16 protein-coding genes and 1 pseudogene are annotated in these 14,209 nt (G+C 70.1%); 6 read left to right on the top strand and 11 right to left on the bottom strand.

Features of this window, described 5'->3' with window-relative positions:
• The first annotated feature begins 60 nt into the window (after positions 1-60).
• On the top strand, positions 61-1,224 hold the full coding sequence (locus H531_RS0101120; protein WP_022797526.1) for an acyl-CoA dehydrogenase family protein: 1,164 nt from the start codon (positions 61-63) through the stop codon (positions 1,222-1,224).
• Here H531_RS0101120 and rlmN read toward each other — a convergent pair.
• From rlmN to H531_RS0101085, 7 genes are read right to left on the bottom strand one after another with little or no spacing between them, the layout of a single operon-like run.
• Entirely contained in the window at positions 1,193-2,236 is a 1,044-nt protein-coding gene (rlmN, locus tag H531_RS0101115) for a dual-specificity RNA methyltransferase RlmN (RefSeq protein ID WP_022797525.1), read from the bottom strand. The genes H531_RS0101120 and rlmN overlap by 32 nt on opposite strands.
• The gene (locus tag H531_RS0101110) at positions 2,233-2,772 is read right to left on the bottom strand and encodes a Uma2 family endonuclease (RefSeq protein ID WP_022797524.1); all 540 of its coding nucleotides are present in this window, start codon (positions 2,770-2,772) and stop codon (positions 2,233-2,235) included. The genes rlmN and H531_RS0101110 overlap by 4 nt, the downstream gene beginning before the upstream one ends.
• Positions 2,773-2,779: 7 nt before the next feature.
• Positions 2,780-3,007, bottom strand: a complete 228-nt coding sequence (locus H531_RS0101105) for a hypothetical protein (RefSeq protein ID WP_028490573.1) — start codon at positions 3,005-3,007, stop codon at positions 2,780-2,782.
• A gap of 31 nt (positions 3,008-3,038) precedes the next feature.
• Positions 3,039-3,719, bottom strand: a complete 681-nt coding sequence (locus tag H531_RS0101100; protein WP_022797522.1) for a molybdenum cofactor biosynthesis protein — start codon at positions 3,717-3,719, stop codon at positions 3,039-3,041.
• On the bottom strand, positions 3,709-4,611 hold the full coding sequence (locus H531_RS0101095) for an HrcA family transcriptional regulator (protein ID WP_022797521.1): 903 nt from the start codon (positions 4,609-4,611) through the stop codon (positions 3,709-3,711). Before H531_RS0101095 ends, H531_RS0101100 begins: the two co-directional genes overlap by 11 nt.
• A gap of 4 nt (positions 4,612-4,615) precedes the next feature.
• Complete coding sequence (locus H531_RS0101090) at positions 4,616-4,966, bottom strand: P-II family nitrogen regulator (RefSeq protein WP_022797520.1); 351 nt, start codon at positions 4,964-4,966, stop codon at positions 4,616-4,618.
• Positions 4,963-6,300 carry an ammonium transporter gene (locus H531_RS0101085; protein ID WP_022797519.1) on the bottom strand — a complete coding sequence of 446 codons (1,338 nt, stop codon included), beginning with the start codon at positions 6,298-6,300 and terminating at the stop codon, positions 4,963-4,965. Before H531_RS0101085 ends, H531_RS0101090 begins: the two co-directional genes overlap by 4 nt.
• A gap of 208 nt (positions 6,301-6,508) precedes the next feature.
• On the opposite strand from H531_RS0101085, the gene H531_RS0101080 reads away from it, so the two are divergent.
• Both H531_RS0101080 and H531_RS13755 read left to right on the top strand, forming a co-directional pair.
• Positions 6,509-8,044, top strand: a complete 1,536-nt coding sequence (locus H531_RS0101080; RefSeq protein WP_022797518.1) for an ATP-binding protein — start codon at positions 6,509-6,511, stop codon at positions 8,042-8,044.
• Positions 8,041-8,426 (top strand): annotated as a pseudogene (locus tag H531_RS13755) (tRNA (cytidine(34)-2'-O)-methyltransferase); the annotation flags it as partial. The gene H531_RS0101080 and the pseudogene H531_RS13755, both read left to right, overlap by 4 nt.
• 3 nt (positions 8,427-8,429) lie before the next feature.
• Here H531_RS13755 and H531_RS0101075 read toward each other — a convergent pair.
• On the bottom strand, positions 8,430-9,053 hold the full coding sequence (locus tag H531_RS0101075; protein WP_022797517.1) for a metallophosphoesterase: 624 nt from the start codon (positions 9,051-9,053) through the stop codon (positions 8,430-8,432).
• 30 nt (positions 9,054-9,083) lie between these two features.
• Here H531_RS0101075 and H531_RS0101070 point away from each other — a divergent pair, with 30 nt between their 5' ends.
• Positions 9,084-9,965 carry a histone deacetylase family protein gene (locus H531_RS0101070; protein ID WP_022797516.1) on the top strand — a complete coding sequence of 294 codons (882 nt, stop codon included), beginning with the start codon at positions 9,084-9,086 and terminating at the stop codon, positions 9,963-9,965.
• On the opposite strand, the gene H531_RS0101065 is transcribed toward H531_RS0101070, so the two are convergent.
• The gene (locus H531_RS0101065; RefSeq protein ID WP_022797515.1) at positions 9,935-10,789 is read right to left on the bottom strand and encodes a GNAT family N-acetyltransferase; all 855 of its coding nucleotides are present in this window, start codon (positions 10,787-10,789) and stop codon (positions 9,935-9,937) included. The genes H531_RS0101070 and H531_RS0101065 overlap by 31 nt on opposite strands.
• A 4-nt stretch (positions 10,790-10,793) precedes the next feature.
• Positions 10,794-11,429 (bottom strand): histidine phosphatase family protein, encoded by a 636-nt coding sequence (locus H531_RS0101060; protein ID WP_022797514.1) that lies wholly within the window; start codon positions 11,427-11,429, stop codon positions 10,794-10,796.
• Between the two features lie 17 nt (positions 11,430-11,446).
• Between H531_RS0101060 and H531_RS0101055 the strand changes: the two genes are divergently transcribed.
• The gene (locus H531_RS0101055) at positions 11,447-12,364 is read left to right on the top strand and encodes a diacylglycerol/lipid kinase family protein (protein ID WP_022797513.1); all 918 of its coding nucleotides are present in this window, start codon (positions 11,447-11,449) and stop codon (positions 12,362-12,364) included.
• 180 nt (positions 12,365-12,544) lie between these two features.
• Positions 12,545-13,708 (top strand): aspartate/prephenate aminotransferase, encoded by a 1,164-nt coding sequence (gene aspC, locus H531_RS0101050; RefSeq protein ID WP_022797512.1) that lies wholly within the window; start codon positions 12,545-12,547, stop codon positions 13,706-13,708.
• Here aspC and lspA read toward each other — a convergent pair.
• Positions 13,702-14,151, bottom strand: a complete 450-nt coding sequence (gene lspA, locus H531_RS0101045) for a signal peptidase II (protein WP_022797511.1) — start codon at positions 14,149-14,151, stop codon at positions 13,702-13,704. The two genes, aspC and lspA, sit on opposite strands and share 7 nt — an antisense overlap.
• Positions 14,152-14,209: the final 58 nt, after the last annotated feature.

Here is a 14,209-nt window from a genome sequence, read left to right as displayed (position 1 = left end):
CACCCCTGTGGCCTGACGCATTTTTACCGGACTGCGGGAAAAGGTTATACTGGTCCCACCATGGACCTGTGGTTTGAGGAGAGTGCAGAGGAGAGGCAGGTCCTGGGGCCTTTCCGCGAGTTCTTGAAGGCGGAGGTGGCCCCGGGGGCGGCGGAGCGGGACCGGACCGGGGCCTTCCCCTGGGACCTGGTGCGGAAGCTCGCCGAGTTCGGGGTCTTCGGGGCCCAGGTGCCCGAGGCCTACGGGGGGGCGGGCCTCCCCACGAGGCTCTTCGCCCGCATGGTGGAGGAGATCGCCTACCACGACGGCGCCCTGGCCCTCACCGTGGCGAGCCACAACTCCTTGGCCACGGGGCACATCCTCCTCGCCGGGAGCGAAGCGCAGAAGCAGACCTTCCTTCCCAAGCTGGCCTCGGGGGAGGCCCTGGGGGCCTGGGGCCTCACGGAGCCCGGCTCGGGCTCGGACGCCGCGGCCCTTAAGACCCGGGCGGAGAAGGTGGAAGGGGGGTGGCGGCTTAACGGCACCAAGCAGTTCATCACCCAGGGGAGCGTGGCCGGGGTCTACGTGATCGTGGCCCGCACCGACCCGGCGCCAAACCCCGAGAAGAAGCACCTGGGCATCTCCGCCTTCGCCTTCTTCCGCCCCGAGCGGGGCCTAAAGGTGGGGAGGAAGGAGGAGAAGCTTGGCCTCAACGCCTCGGACACGGCCCAGCTCGTGCTGGAGGATCTCCTCCTCCCGGAGGAGGCCCTCTTGGGCGAGCGGGGGAAGGGCTTCTACGACGTCTTGAGGGTGCTGGACGGGGGGCGGATCGGGATCGCCGCCATGGCCGTGGGCTTGGGCCGGGCCGCCCTGGACTACGCCCTGGCGTACGCCAAGGGGCGGGAGGCCTTCGGGAGGCCCATCGCCGAGTACGAGGGGGTCTCCTTCAAGCTCGCGGAGGCGGCCACGGAGCTGGAGGCGGCGAGGCTTCTTTACCTCAAGGCGGCGGAGTTAAGGGACGCCGGGAGGCCCTTTACCCTCGAGGCCGCCCAGGCCAAGCTCTTCGCCAGCGAGGTGGCGGTGAAGGCCTGCGACCAGGCCATCCAGGTCCTCGGGGGGTATGGGTACATCAAGGACTACCCCGTGGAGCGCTACTGGCGGGACGCCCGCCTCACCCGCATCGGGGAGGGGACGAGCGAGATCCTGAAGCTCGTCATCGCCCGGCGCCTTCTAGAGGCGGTGTGAGGGGGAGGGGCCGCTTCAGGGCAAGCTGGCCGCAGGCCGCCCCCACGTCCTGGCCCCGGCTCCACCTTATGGAGGTGGGCACCCCCAGGCGCTTAAGCTCCCCGGCGAAGGCCAGGATGCCCGCCCTGGGCGTCCCCTCCACCGGGGCGCCCTCCCAGGGGTTGAAGGGGATGAGGTTCACGTGGGCGCTCAGGCCCTTTAGGAGCTTGGCGAGGAGCCTGGCCTGCCAGGGGTGGTCGTTCACCCCCTGGAGGAGGGTGTACTCCAAGGTGACCCGCCGCTTCGTCCTGGCGTAGTAGTGGCGGACCGCCTCCAGGATCTCGGCGATGGGGTAGCGGTGGGCGGTGGGGATGATCTTCTTCCGGGTTTCGTCGTCGGGGGCGTGGAGGGAGAGGGCGAGGCGCACCCCCAGGTCCTCCTCGGCGAGGCGCAGGATCCCCTTCGGGATCCCCACGGTGGAGAGGGTGACGCGCCTTGGGCTCAGGGCGAGCCCCTTGGGGTGCAGCATGACCCGCACCGCCTTGAGGACGTTTTTGAGGTTCAAGAGGGGCTCCCCCATGCCCATCAGGACCACGTTCCGGATCTCCCGGGGGGAAAGGCCCTGGTGGTGGGCGATGGCGAGGATCTGGGAGAGGATCTCCGCCGCGGTGAGGTTTCGCCCGAAGCCCATGGCCCCGGTGGCGCAGAAGGCGCACCCCGCCGGGCAGCCCACCATGGTGGAGAGGCAGACGGTCTTCCGGTTCTCGTAGGGCATGTAGACGGCCTCGGTCCTCTGGCCGTCCAGGAGGGTGAAGAGGTACTTCACGCTCCCGTCTTGGCTCGGGTAGGCCTCCACCAGGGCGAACTCCGAGATGCGCCACTCCCGGTCCAGGGCCTCCCGCAGGGCCTTGGGGAGGTCGGTCATCTCGGCGAAGTCCAGGGCCCCCTTGGCGTAGAGCCAGTGGGCGATCTGGGCCTTGCGGTAGCCCTCCCCGGGAAGCTCCTCGGGAAGGAGCTCCAGGATGGGCCTCATGCTACCCCCTCGTAGAGGGCGGCGAGGGGGAGGGTTCCCTCGAGGCAGGGCAGAACCAGGGTTTCCCCTAAGGCCTCTTCCCGGAACCCCTCCGGGGTCCTCCGGTAAAGAACCCCTCCCGGCCGCCCGCTTTCCAAGATTAGGTAGCCCAGAAGGCTCGGGAGGCGAAGGTAGCGGGAAAGCTTCTCCCGCCGGTCCTGGACCTCCGTGCCCGGGGAAAGCACCTCCGCCACCAGACAGGGGGAGGTTTCGTACAGGGGGTGGGCCTTGGGGCCGCACACCACCATGACGTCAGGGTAGTAGAAGGTGTCCTCGGAGAGCTTGAGCTTCACCGTTTCGCTGTAAACCCTGCACCCCTTGGCCCGGGCCAAGGGTTTGAGGAGGGCCACCAGGTTGGTGACGAGGAGGTTGTGGTCCAGGCTGGCCCCCGCCATGGCGTAGGGGAAGCCCTCGAGGAGCTCGTGGCGAAGGGGGCTTTCCCTCTCCAGGGCCAGGTACTCTTCCTCCGTCAGGGGGCGCAGGGCCCGCTCGGTCATCCCCCCATTATAGCCGAAGCCTCCCGTAGCCCAAAAGGAGGCCCATAAGGAGGAGAAGGAGCCCCAAGGGCCTGGGCCTCGCCAGAAGGCCCAGGAAAGCCCCGAAAAGGAGGAGGCCTAGGCCCACCCGGCCCCGGCCTTCCCGGAAGGCCCTTCCCGCCAGAAACCCCAGGAGGAGGGGCAGGGCGAAGAGGACGAGGAGGAGGAGCCCGGCGATGGCCGTGAAGGAGATCATCTTCCCCCACAAGAGGGCGTGGCCTCGAGCCTCAAAGCCTTTTCTCCTCCGGGGCGAAGCCCTCCACCCAGAAGCTTCCGTCCTTGCGGTGCTCCTTCTTCCAGACGGGCAGGACCTGCTTCACCCGGTCAATGGCGTACTGGCAGGCGGCGAAGGCCTCCTTGCGGTGCCGCGCCGAGACCACGATGGCGATGGAGGCCTCCCCGGGGTCCACCCGGCCCAGGCGGTGCCAGAGGGCGATCCGGCCCAGGGGCCAGCGATGGCGCATCTCCTCGAGGATCCTTGCCATGGCTTTGAGGGCCATCTCCGGGTAGGCCTCGTACTCCAAAAAGGCCACCTCCTCCCCCCGGTTGGGGCTCCGGGTGGTGCCGAGGAAGCTCACCACCGCCCCGTACTCGGGGGCCGTGGCCCAGGCCACAAGGGCCTCCAGGTCCAGGGGGTCCCGGGTGAGGCCGAAGGAGTCCGGGGAAGCCTCCCCGCCCGAAACCGGCGGCAGGAAGGCCAGCTCGTCCCCCTCCCTTAGCGGGGTGTCGGGGTCGGCGAGGTCCTGGTTGACCGCCGCCAGGCCCCCGGCCAGGCGGAGGCCGGGGAAGAGGGCCTCGAGGGCCGCCTTGGCTGTCCCCACCGTGGCGCCCTCGGGGAGCTCCAGGGACATCCGGTCCCGCCCCGCCTGCTCCCGGTAGAGGGCGAAGAGCCGCACCTCAACCCGCACGGCTACCAGTATAGAGCTCCCCCAGGCTGTAGGCCACGGAGAGGGCCTGGGTGTAGCGCATGCGCAGGGGGCCGATGAGGACGATCTCCCCCTGCCACTCGCCCCGCTGGAAGCCCGCCTGCACCTGGGCCAGGCCCTCCACCTCCCCCACCCGCACGTCCACCCGGCCCGGAGGGGTGAGGAGGTCCTCGCCCTCCCGCTCGTAGAGGCGCACCAGGCGCTCCAGGAAGCCCGGGTCCTGGGCCTCGGGCTCTTTGAGCACCTCGGAAAGCCCCTCCCTATAGGTGAGGGAAAGCCCCCCAAGCAGGGCCCGGGAAAGCCCGGCGAAGAGGTCCTCCAGGCCGGGCGGGGCCGGGGGCAGGGCGGCGAAGGGCCCGGAGAGGGCTTCCTCCGCCTGCTTGAGCCGTTCTGGGGGAAGGCTTAGGGAGAGGCGCACCTCCCGCACCCTCCCCCCTTCCAGGACCATCACCGCCAGGGTGCCCTCAGGAAGGGGGGAGAGGTGGACTTGGAGAACCCTGGGCGTGCGCCGGGGCCTTAGCCGAAGGAGGGCAGGGTAGCCGGAGAGCCCGGCGGCCATCTTGACCAGGAAGGCCTCGGGCTCCCGGGCACCTTCCAGGGCCTTCGCCAGGTTGCGCTGGGTGGCCTCGGGAAGGGGAGCAGGGGGGAGGAGGGAGAGGGAGTACTGGCGGTAGGCCTGGCGGGTGGGCACCCTGCCGGCGGAGGCGTGGGGCTTGGTGAGGTAGCCCATCTCCTCGAGGGCGATGAGCTCGTAGCGGGCCAGGGCAGGGCTAAGGCCCAGGGCCTCGGCGAGCCGCGCCGAGGGCACCGGGGCCTTGGTCCGGATGTAGGCCTCCACCAGGTGGTGGAGGATGCGCCGCTGCCTGGCCGTCACACCCCTATTGTACCGGGGTCACCGCGGCCTCGTCCTCCTCCCCGGTGCGGATCCGGTACACCTTCTCCACCGGAAGGACGAAGATCTTGCCGTCCCCCACCTCCCCGGTGCGGGCCGCCCTCAGGATGGCCTCCACCGTGGGCTTCACGAAGGGCTCGGAGACCCCGATCTCCAGGCGCACCTTCTCGTGGAGCTCCATCTTCACCGTGGTGCCCCGGTAGGTCTCCACCTTCTCCGTCTCGCCGCCGTGGCCCTGGACCCGGCTCAGGGTGAGCCCACGGACCTCCGCCTTGAAAAGGGCCTCCAGGACCTCGTTCAGCTTTTCCGGGCGGACGATGGCCACGATGAGCTTCATGCCCTACCTCCCGCAGGCTTGGGGGCCGGGGGAAGGCCCTCCGAGAGCACCAGGATGGCTCCCTCGCCCGAGGTGTAAGCCTCCTCGCCGTGCTGGGTGATGTCCAGCCCCAGCCCCTCCTCCCTGGCCTCCGCCTTGAGGGGGGTGAAGAGGGCCACCAGCTTGAGGAGGAGGAAGGTGGCGAGGGCGCTGTAGAGGATGGCCACCGCCACCGCCAAGGCCTGGATGCCCAGCTGGGCGGGGTTGCCGAAGAGGAGGCCGTCCGCTACCCCGTTCCACGATTTCTGGGCCAGAACGCCGGTAAGGAGGGCTCCGGTGATGCCCCCGACCCCGTGGCCGGCGAAGACGTCCAGGCTGTCGTCCAGCCGGGTCCTCGCCCTCCAGAGGAGGACGTAGTAGCTGGGGAAGGCGGCGAGGGCCCCCAGGAGGAGGGCGGAAAGGGGGGAGACAAAGCCCGCGGCCGGGGTCACGGCCACCAGGCCCACCACGATGGCCGTGGCCGCCCCCACCGCCGTGGCCTTCCCCGTACGGACGAGGTCCAAAAGGGTCCAGACGAGGAGGGTAGCCGCAGGGGCCAGCATGGTGTTGGCGAAAGCCAAGGCGGCCGAGGCGTTGGCGGCTAGGGCGCTTCCTCCGTTGAAGCCGAACCAGCCGAACCAAAGGAGGGCCGCCCCGAGCAGGGTGAGGGGGACGCTGTGGGGCAGGATGGCCTGGCGGCCGAAGTCCTTTCGGGGGCCCAGGGCCAGGGCCGCCACCAGCCCAGCGACGCCGGCGTTGATGTGGACCACCGTACCCCCGGCGAAGTCCAAGGCGCCCAGGGCGCCCAGGAATCCCCCGCCCCAGACCCAGTGGGCTATGGGGGCGTAGACGAGAAGCCCCCAGAGGGTGAGGAAGGCCAGGTAGGCGGGAAAGCGCATCCTTTCCACCACGGAGCCCGAGACCAGGGCGGCGGTGATGATGGCGAAGGTGCCCTGGAAGGCCAGGAAGAGGATGTGGGGGATGGTGCCCTTGGCCTCGAGGCCTACCCCCTTGAGGAAGAGGTGCTGCAGGCTGCCCAGAAAGCGGCCGCCGTCCCCAAAGGCCAGGGTGTACCCCAGAAGGGCCCAGCCCACGCCCACGAAGGCCAGGGCCGCGAAGCTCATCATCATGGTGTTCAGGGCGTTTTTGCTCCGGACGAGCCCCCCGTAGAAGAAGGCCAGGGCTGGGGTCATCAGGAGGACCAGGGCCGTGGAGACCAGCATCCAGGCCGTGTCCGCCCCGTTCACCCCTTCCGCCAGGGCCAGACCCGAAAGTCCCAACGCCGCTACGCCTCTTAAGGTTCCCAGGTGCCGCATGCCCACCTCCTTGGGGAATAGGGTAGACCTCTCTTTGCATAATGTCAAGAGATAAATTGACGATATGCAATCGCTATAGGTGCAAACAGCATATTTTACCGGGAGTGATCCGCCAAATGTAACCCATGAATGGGACAATGTCGCGAAAATCTCTTTCGCCCTGCACGCCCAGTCCTACGCCTGTCGGGCCTCCCGTAAACTGGGGGCCGTGACGTGGGAGGAGCTTAAGGAACGCCTTGCCCTAGGCCAGGACGAGCGCACCCTCTTCCTTCCCCCCGACCTTTCCCCGGAGGAGCTGGCCCGCTACGCCGCCGGCCTCGCCAACCACAAGGGAGGGGTTCTCTTCCTGGGGGTCAGCCGGGGGGGGAAGGTCCTGGGGGCCTCGGAGATCCACCCCCTCCAGATCACCCACGCCCTCTTCCAGCTCACCCAGGGCCTTCTCCTGCCCTACGTGGAGGTGGTGGAGGGGCCAGAGGGGCGGGTTTTGGCCCTGCACGTGCCCCAAAGCCCCGCCGCCATCGCCGTAGGGGCGGGTCGGGTGCCCTTTTGGGACGGGAGGCGCCTCACGGAGCTGCGGATGGGCCAGGCCCTGCCCGAGCCGGACTTCACCGCCCAGGTGCTGCCGGCGGCGAGCCTCTCCGATCTGGACCCCCTGGAGGTCCTCCGCCTCCGGCGCCTCCTCGAGGAGCGGGGGAGCGCCTTGGCCGCCCTGCCCGACCTGGAGCTCCTCTTCGCCCTGGGCCTCCTGGAGCGGGTGGAAGGGGAGGAGCGCCCCACGGTGGCGGGCCTCCTCCTCGCGGGGACGCCCCTCGCCTTAAGGCGGCTTCTCCCCCAGGCCGAGGTGAGCTACTACTACCACGAGGGGGAGGAGGGCTACCGCTTCCGGGAGGACCTCCTCCGGCCCATCCCCGCCCTTTTGGAGAGGCTTCGCGACCTGATCCAGGCCCGGAACCGGGTGCGCTACCTCACCGTGGGCCTCTTTCGCATAGAGATCTGGGACTTTGACCAGGAGGTCTACCGCGAGGCCCTCCTCAATGCCCTGGTCCACCGGGACTGGCAGAGCCTGGACGCCATCCAGGTCCACCACCACCGGGACCGCCTCGAGGTCTCCAACCCCGGCGGCTTCCCCCCGGGGATCACCCCGGAAAACGTCCTCCGCCACCCTCCCAAGCGGCGGAACCCCCGCCTGGCCGAGGCCCTCTACCGCCTGGGCTACGTGGAGCGGGCGGGGAGCGGGGTGGGCAAGATGTACCGCCTCCTCCTCAAGCACGGCAAGGAGCCCCCGGAGTACCGCCTGTATCCCGAGGCCCTGACCTTGGTCCTCTACAACCCTGAGCTGGACGAGGCCTTCGTGCGGGAGCTTGCCGAGGCTCAGGAGCGCCTCGGGGCCTTCAGCCTGGACCACCTGATCGCCGTGGCCCACCTGCGCCGGGTGGGGGAGGCCCCCTTGGAGGAGCTTTCCCGGGCCCTCCAGCTCCCCGAGGAGGCCGCGCGCCGGGTCCTCGCCCGCATGGAAAGGATGGGGCTGGTGCGTCGGGAGGGAGGCCGGTACCACCTGGCCCGCAAAGACCCCCTGGCGGAGCGGGCCCTGGCCCTCCTGGAGGTGCCGCGGCGCCGCCTCGAGGTGGAAAGGGCCCTCGGGCTTTCCCGAAAAGGCGCCCTGAACCTCCTAGGCCGCCTGATCCGGGAGGGGCGGGCGGAACGGCTGGGCCGGGGAGCGGCCACCCGGTACCGGAGGCGGTGAGGCTCCACCAACCCGAGATCCCCCAGAACGCCGGAAACATCGCCCGCACCCGGGATCCACCCTCCACCTCATCCATCCCCTGGGCTTCCTCCTCTCTAGCCCCAAGCTCCGGCGGGCGGGCCTGGACTACTGGCCCCGCGTGGACCTCCGGGTCCACGGCTCCTTTGAGGCCTTCCTGGAGGGCCTGCCCCCGGGGGCGAGGGTGTGGGCCTTCACCGCCCGGGGGGAGACCTCCCTCTACCAGGCCCGCTTCCAGGAGGGGGACTACCTCCTCTTCGGCCCCGAGACCCGGGGGCTTCCCGAGGAGGTCCTCGCCCGCTTCAGGATCCCCATGCCGGGGCAGGTGCGCTCCCTGAACCTGGCGGTGGCCGCCTACGAGGCCAGATCAGGGAAGCCCGATGAGGGCGTAGCCCTGGGCGTGGACCACCTCTACGCCCAGGGGGGTGCGGTGCCGCCTCTTGGGGTTCGCCCCGAGAAGGGGGGTGTGGCCATGGACGTGGAGCCTGGGGCGGAAGAGGCGGTGGAAGAGGAGGAAGGCGGAGGCCCCCCGGTGGGCGAAGTCCTCCCCGGCCGTGGGCCCAGGGGGCGGGGCGTGGGTCAGGAGGATGTCCACCCCGTGGCCGGTTAGAAGCCTTCGGGGGAAGGCTACGGGGAAGGGTTTCAGGGCCAGGTGGAAGAGCGCCCCCGGGGCGAGCTGCCCCTCCCCCTCCCGGTAGCGGGGGACGCCCCCGATGCCGTAGAGGAAGAGGCCCCGGTAGCGGAAAAGCCGGCCGTGGAGGTTGACCACCCCCCCGGGCCGCTTCCGCCTCCCCTCCTCCCACACCCACTCCTCCCCGTGGTTTCCGGGCACGAAGAGGACGGGCACCTGGACCTTGGCGGCCACGTACTCCAGGTACGCCCCGGGCAGGTCCCCCGCCGCCAGGACCAGGTCAAAGGGGGGAAGGTTTTCGGGAAAGCGGGGGGAGTAGATGTGGGGGTGGACCTGGTCGGAAAGGAGGAGGAGGCGCACGCTTCCCCCTCATTCTGCCAGAATGGGGGCGTGAAGGCCTACTCCACGGCCCACCTTTCCCTGGACCTGCCCGAGGGGCACCCCTTCCCCCTCTACAAGTACCGGGGGGTGGCCGAGGCCCTGAAGGGCCTCCTCCCCGTCCTTCCCGCCCCCGAGGTCCCTCGGGAAGCCCTCTTCCTGGCCCACGACCCTGCCTACCTGGAGAGGCTTTTCCGGGAGGGGCTTTCCCGGGCGGAGTCCCTTAGGCTCGGCCTCCCCTTTACCCCCTCCCTCCTCCGGAGGGCCCTCCACGCCGCCGGGGGAACCCTTCTTGCGGCGGAGGACGCCCTAAGGGAGGGCCTCGGCCTCAACCTCGCCGGGGGCACCCACCACGCCTACCCTGACCGGGCCGAGGGGTATAGCCTCTTCAACGATGTGGCCGTGGCCGTGCGCTGGCTCAGGGCCAGGGGCTTTTCGGGGAGGGTGCTGGTGGTGGACCTGGACGCCCACCAGGGGAACGGCACAGCGGTCTTCTTCCAGGGGGACCCTTCCGTCTTCACCCTCTCCCTCCACGGGGAGCGGAACTACCCCCTGAAGAAGGAGGCAAGCGACCTGGACGTGGGCCTGCCGGACGGGGTAGGGGACGAGGCCTACCTGAGGGCCCTAGACGAGGCCCTGGAGCGGGCCCAGGGATTCCGGCCCCACCTCGTCTTCTACAACGCCGGGGTGGATGTCCTGAAGGGGGACCGCTTCGGGAGGCTTGCCCTTTCCCTGGAAGGGGTGGAACAGCGGGACCAAAGGGTCTTCGCCCTGGTCAAGCGGCTCGGGGTACCCTTGGTGGTGGTCATGGGCGGAGGGTATAACCGCGACCCCCGCCTCACCGTGGAGGCCCACGCCCGAACCTACCGGCTCGCCCTGAGCTCCTTAGCGTAGGTGGCCACGGCCTCCTCGAGGTGGAAGCCCAGGTTGCGGTAGAGTTCCAGGGCCCCGGTTTCGTGGTGGTGGGCCCGGACCCTTAAGAGGTCCGCCCCCTTCCTTCGGGCAAGCCGCGCCGCCTCGGAGAGGAGGGTTCTCCCGATCCCCCGCCCCCGGGCCTCGGGCACGACCCCGATGTAGGCTACGCTCGCCTCCCTCCCCTCCAGCTCCACCTCGGCCATCCCCACGGGGTTCTCCCCCTGGTAGGCCACCAGGAGGTGCACGGCCGGGTCCTGGAAGTGCTCCTCAAGCTCCTCGTCCGTCCACTTGAGCCTTAGGGCCCAACCCTCCTCGCTTTTCCGGTAGAGCTCCCGGTAGATCTCGGCCCCCGGGAAGCCCTCCTCCACCCGCACGCCTTCTGGAACGGGGTAGCCCAGGCCCTCGGGCCGCTTCACGAAGAAGTAGGTGAGGTGGAGGAGGCCAAAGCCCGCCTCCTCCAGGGCCTTGCGCAGGGTCTGGTTCTCCTCCCGGGGGAAGGCGTAGAGCCTCTCCAGGCTAAGCCCTTGGGCCCGCTCCTCCGCGGCCTTCAGGAGGGAGGGGAGGTCCTCCCTCCGGTAGGCCAGGGGGCCCTCCAGGGCCGCCCCGTCCCAGAAGGGGTAAAGGCCCACGTAGCCCTCCACCTCCCCCTCCCGCACCAGGACCAGGCCGTCCTCCAGCTCCTCGGCCAGGCCCTCGAGGTCCCTGGCCTCCGGGGCGAGAACCCCCCGCTCGGGGCTTTGGTCCATGTGGTGGAGGAGCCTGAGGAGCCCGGGGAGGTCGCTCCTGGCCAGGGGCCGGATCATGCCCTCAGTCTAACCCCAGGTTCAGGGCCTTCACCACCCCCTCCTCCCCGTAGAAGTCCACCACGGAAAGCCTGGCGTAGTCCTGCTCCACCCGGAGGCCCTCCTCGGGAGGGAGGGGTAGGGCGAGGCTCAGGGCGGCCCGGTTGAGGGTGCAGTTGCCCACGAGGAGGAGGGCCTGCCCGGCGTGCCGCACGAGGAGGTCCTTCACCGCCCGTTTCCCGCGCGCCCAGGCCTCTAGGAGGCTTTCCCCTTGGGGCGGGGCGAAGCCCGCTTCGTCCCGGAGCCAGGCGCGCACCGCCTCGGGGAAGGAAGTCTGGACCTCGGCGAAGCTTTTCCCCTCCCAAAGGCCCCAGTGCCTCTCCCGAAGCTCGGGGAGGAGGGTGTGGGGCACCCCTAAGGCCCCGGCGAGGAGCCCGGCCGCCTCGGCCTCGGCGAGGCTGTCGGCGGCGTAGACGTGGGCGATGGGGAAGCGCCTTAGGAGGGGGAGGAGGGCGAGGAGGGCTTCCCGGCCCTCGAGGGCGAGGGGGAGGCCCGGGTGGCTGTAGAGGAGGTGGTGGGGGTTTTCCACGGGGCCCGCCCGGGTGAGGAGGAGGGTGGTCTTCTTGTGGGGCCCTCGGAGGAAGTGGGCGAGGAGGCCCATGGCCCTAGAATACGGGGGTGGAGCAGTGGGTGATCGTGAACCCCGCCGCGGGTCGCGGCAAGGTGGGTAGGCTCTCCGGGGCCATCCTCAAGGCGGCCCGCGAGCGGGGGGCGAGGGCCTTCCTCACCGAGGGTCCCGGCCACGCCACGGAGCTCGCCCGCCAGGCCCCCGAGGGAGCCCGGGTGGTGGCCGTGGGGGGGGATGGGACGGTCCACGAGGCCCTTAGGGGCCTCTTCGGCACGAAGAAGGTCCTGGGGGTGGTGCCCATCGGCAGCGGCAACGATTTCGCCCGCATGCTGGGCCTTAGGGGTCTGTCCTGGCCCCAGGCCCTGGAGCTCGCCCTCTTCGCCCCCGAGGAGGCCATAGACCTGGGCCTGGTGAACGGGGAGCCCTTCGGGGCCTCCTTAGGGATAGGCTTTGACGCCCTGGTGGCCCAAAGGGCCCTCTCCGCCCCTCCCTTCCTCCGGGGGATGCCCCGCTACCTCTACGCCCTCTTCGCCGTCCTCAAGGACCTCAGGCTCCCCGAGGGCCGGGTGGTGGTGGACGGGGCTGAGGTCCACCGGGGGAAAATGCTCCTCCTCGCCGCCATGAACGGGCCCATGTACGGCGGGGGCATCCCCATCGCCCCCATGGCCGATCCCCGGGACGGCCTCCTGGCCTTGGTCCTTGCCCGGGAGTTGTCCCGCTTTGGGGTGGCCCTCATCCTCCCCCGCCTCCTCCTCGGGCGCCACCTGGGCCATCCCCAGATCCTGGCCCTGGCTGGGAGGGAGGTGGCGGTGGAGTTCGCCCAGCCCGTCCCCGCCCACGCCGACGGGGAACTCCTCCCGGAGGCCTCGGTCTACCGGGCCGAGGTGCGGCCCTTGGGCCTGAGGGTGGTGGGGGGAAGGGCCGGGGCCTGGAGGAGGATGCCCTTGCCTCAGCCGGCGGGGGCCTAGAGGGCTTCCTTCAGGCGGCGAAGGACTTCCGAGCTTGGGGCCCGCCTCCTTCCGCACCCGGGAAGCGAAGAGGTAGAGGCGGTAGCGCCGCCCCACACGCCGCTTTCGCCCCCGGCGCGCCACCTCCTTAAGGGCCTCGCCTTCCGCCACGTCCCCCTTCTCCCCGCGTATACTTAGGCCATGCGCAGCCTCTCCCAAAGGGTCCGGGCCCTGAAGCCCTCGGCCACGGTGGCGGTGAACGCCAAGGCCCTCGAGCTCAGGCGGAAGGGGGTGGACTTGGTGGCCTTAACCGCCGGCGAGCCCGACTTTGACACCCCCGAGCACGTGAAGGAGGCGGCGAGGCGGGCCCTGGCCCAGGGCAAGACCAAGTACGCCCCCCCCGCTGGGATCCCTGAGCTCCGGGAGGCCCTGGCGGAGAAGTTCCGCCGGGAAAACGGCCTGGAGGTCACCCCCGAGGAGACCCTTGTCACCGTGGGGGGGAAGCAGGCCCTCTTCAACCTCTTCCAGGCCCTCCTGGACCCCGGGGACGAGGTCATCCTCCTCCGCCCCTACTGGGTGAGCTACCCGGAGATGGTGCGCCTGGCGGGCGGGGTGCCCGTGGAGGTGGAAACCCTTCCCGAGGAGGGCTTCGTCCCCGACCCCGAGAGGGTGAAGCGGGCCATCACGGGAAGGACCAAGGTCCTCGTGGTCAACTCCCCCAACAACCCCACGGGGGCCGTCTACCCCGAGGAGGTCCTAAAGGCCCTGGCGGAACTCGCCCTGGAGCACGACTTCTATCTGGTTTCCGACGAGATCTACGAGCACCTCATCTACGAGGGGGTCCACTTCTCCCCCGGGCGCGTGGCCCCCGAGCACACCCTCACGGTGAACGGGGCGGCCAAGGCCTTTGCCATGACGGGCTGGCGCATCGGCTACGCCTGCGGGCCCAAGGCGGTGATCCGGGCCATGGCCGACATCTCCAGCCAGTCCACCACGAGCCCCGACACCATCGCCCAGTGGGCGGCCCTCGAGGCCCTCACCAACCTCGAGGCCTCCCGCGCCTTCGTGGAGATGGCCCGCGAGGCCTACCGCAGGCGGCGGGACCTGCTCCTGGAGGGCCTTCACCGGATCGGCCTGAGGGCGGTGCGTCCCAGCGGGGCTTTCTACGTGCTCATGGACACCTCTCCCTTGGCCGCAGACGAGGTCAAGGCGGCGGAGCGGCTTCTGCAGGCGGGGGTGGCCGTGGTTCCCGGCACGGACTTCGCCGCCTTTGGCCACGTCCGTCTCTCCTACGCCACGGGCGAGGAGAACCTGAGGAAGGCCCTGGAGCGCTTCGCCCGGGTCCTCGAGGCGCGGCCTCAGTAGCGGCGCCGCCGCCTGGGGCTAAGGAGGAGGAAGAGGGCGCCTAGGGTCACGCACACGTCCGCCAGGTTGAAGACGGGGAAATGGGCGATGAGGGGGAGGCTGGTCCCCAGGTCCAGGTAGTCCACCACCCACCCCCGGCCCAGGCGGTCTATGCCGTTGCCTAAGGCGCCGGCCGCCAGCAGGGAGAGGCCCAGGGTCCACCCCAGGGGGTAGCGGCGGTGGCCCAGGAGGTAGAGGAGAACCCCCCCCACCAGGAGGCTCATCCAGCCCAAAAGGGAGGCCTGGCCCTGGAGGAGGCCGAAGCCTGCCCCCGTGTTCCGCACCAGGGTGAGGTAGAGGAGGTCCCCGATCAGGGGTCTGGGGATGGGGGAGAGGTGCTCCAGGGCCCAAAGCTTCAGGATCTGGTCCAGGGCCAGGAGGAGGGGTACGAGCACCGTGGGCATCCCCGAGAGTCTACCCTATGCTATACTCCTAAGGGTTTGCCTTCGGGCACGGGAGGGT

Source organism: Thermus islandicus DSM 21543 (assembly GCF_000421625.1).
GTDB lineage: Bacteria > Deinococcota > Deinococci > Deinococcales > Thermaceae > Thermus > Thermus islandicus.
The sequence above is the reverse complement of the archived record's forward strand: the minus strand, read 5'-3'. Positions and strand labels throughout refer to the sequence as shown.

Bases quoted from the DNA above. Each gene is read 5' to 3' on its own strand.
- H531_RS0101120 (WP_022797526.1), top strand. From the start codon at position 61: ATGGACCTGTGGTTTGAGGAGAGTGCAGAGGAGAGGCAGGTCCTGGGG.
- rlmN (WP_022797525.1), bottom strand. From the start codon at position 2,236: ATGAGGCCCATCCTGGAGCTCCTTCCCGAGGAGCTTCCCGGGGAGGGC.
- H531_RS0101110 (WP_022797524.1), bottom strand. From the start codon at position 2,772: ATGACCGAGCGGGCCCTGCGCCCCCTGACGGAGGAAGAGTACCTGGCC.
- H531_RS0101105 (WP_028490573.1), bottom strand. From the start codon at position 3,007: ATGATCTCCTTCACGGCCATCGCCGGGCTCCTCCTCCTCGTCCTCTTC.
- H531_RS0101090 (WP_022797520.1), bottom strand. From the start codon at position 4,966: ATGAAGCTCATCGTGGCCATCGTCCGCCCGGAAAAGCTGAACGAGGTC.
- H531_RS0101085 (WP_022797519.1), bottom strand. From the start codon at position 6,300: ATGCGGCACCTGGGAACCTTAAGAGGCGTAGCGGCGTTGGGACTTTCG.
- H531_RS0101065 (WP_022797515.1), bottom strand. From the start codon at position 10,789: ATGATCCGGCCCCTGGCCAGGAGCGACCTCCCCGGGCTCCTCAGGCTC.
- H531_RS0101060 (WP_022797514.1), bottom strand. From the start codon at position 11,429: ATGGGCCTCCTCGCCCACTTCCTCCGAGGGCCCCACAAGAAGACCACC.
- aspC (WP_022797512.1), top strand. From the start codon at position 12,545: ATGCGCAGCCTCTCCCAAAGGGTCCGGGCCCTGAAGCCCTCGGCCACG.
- lspA (WP_022797511.1), bottom strand. From the start codon at position 14,151: ATGCCCACGGTGCTCGTACCCCTCCTCCTGGCCCTGGACCAGATCCTG.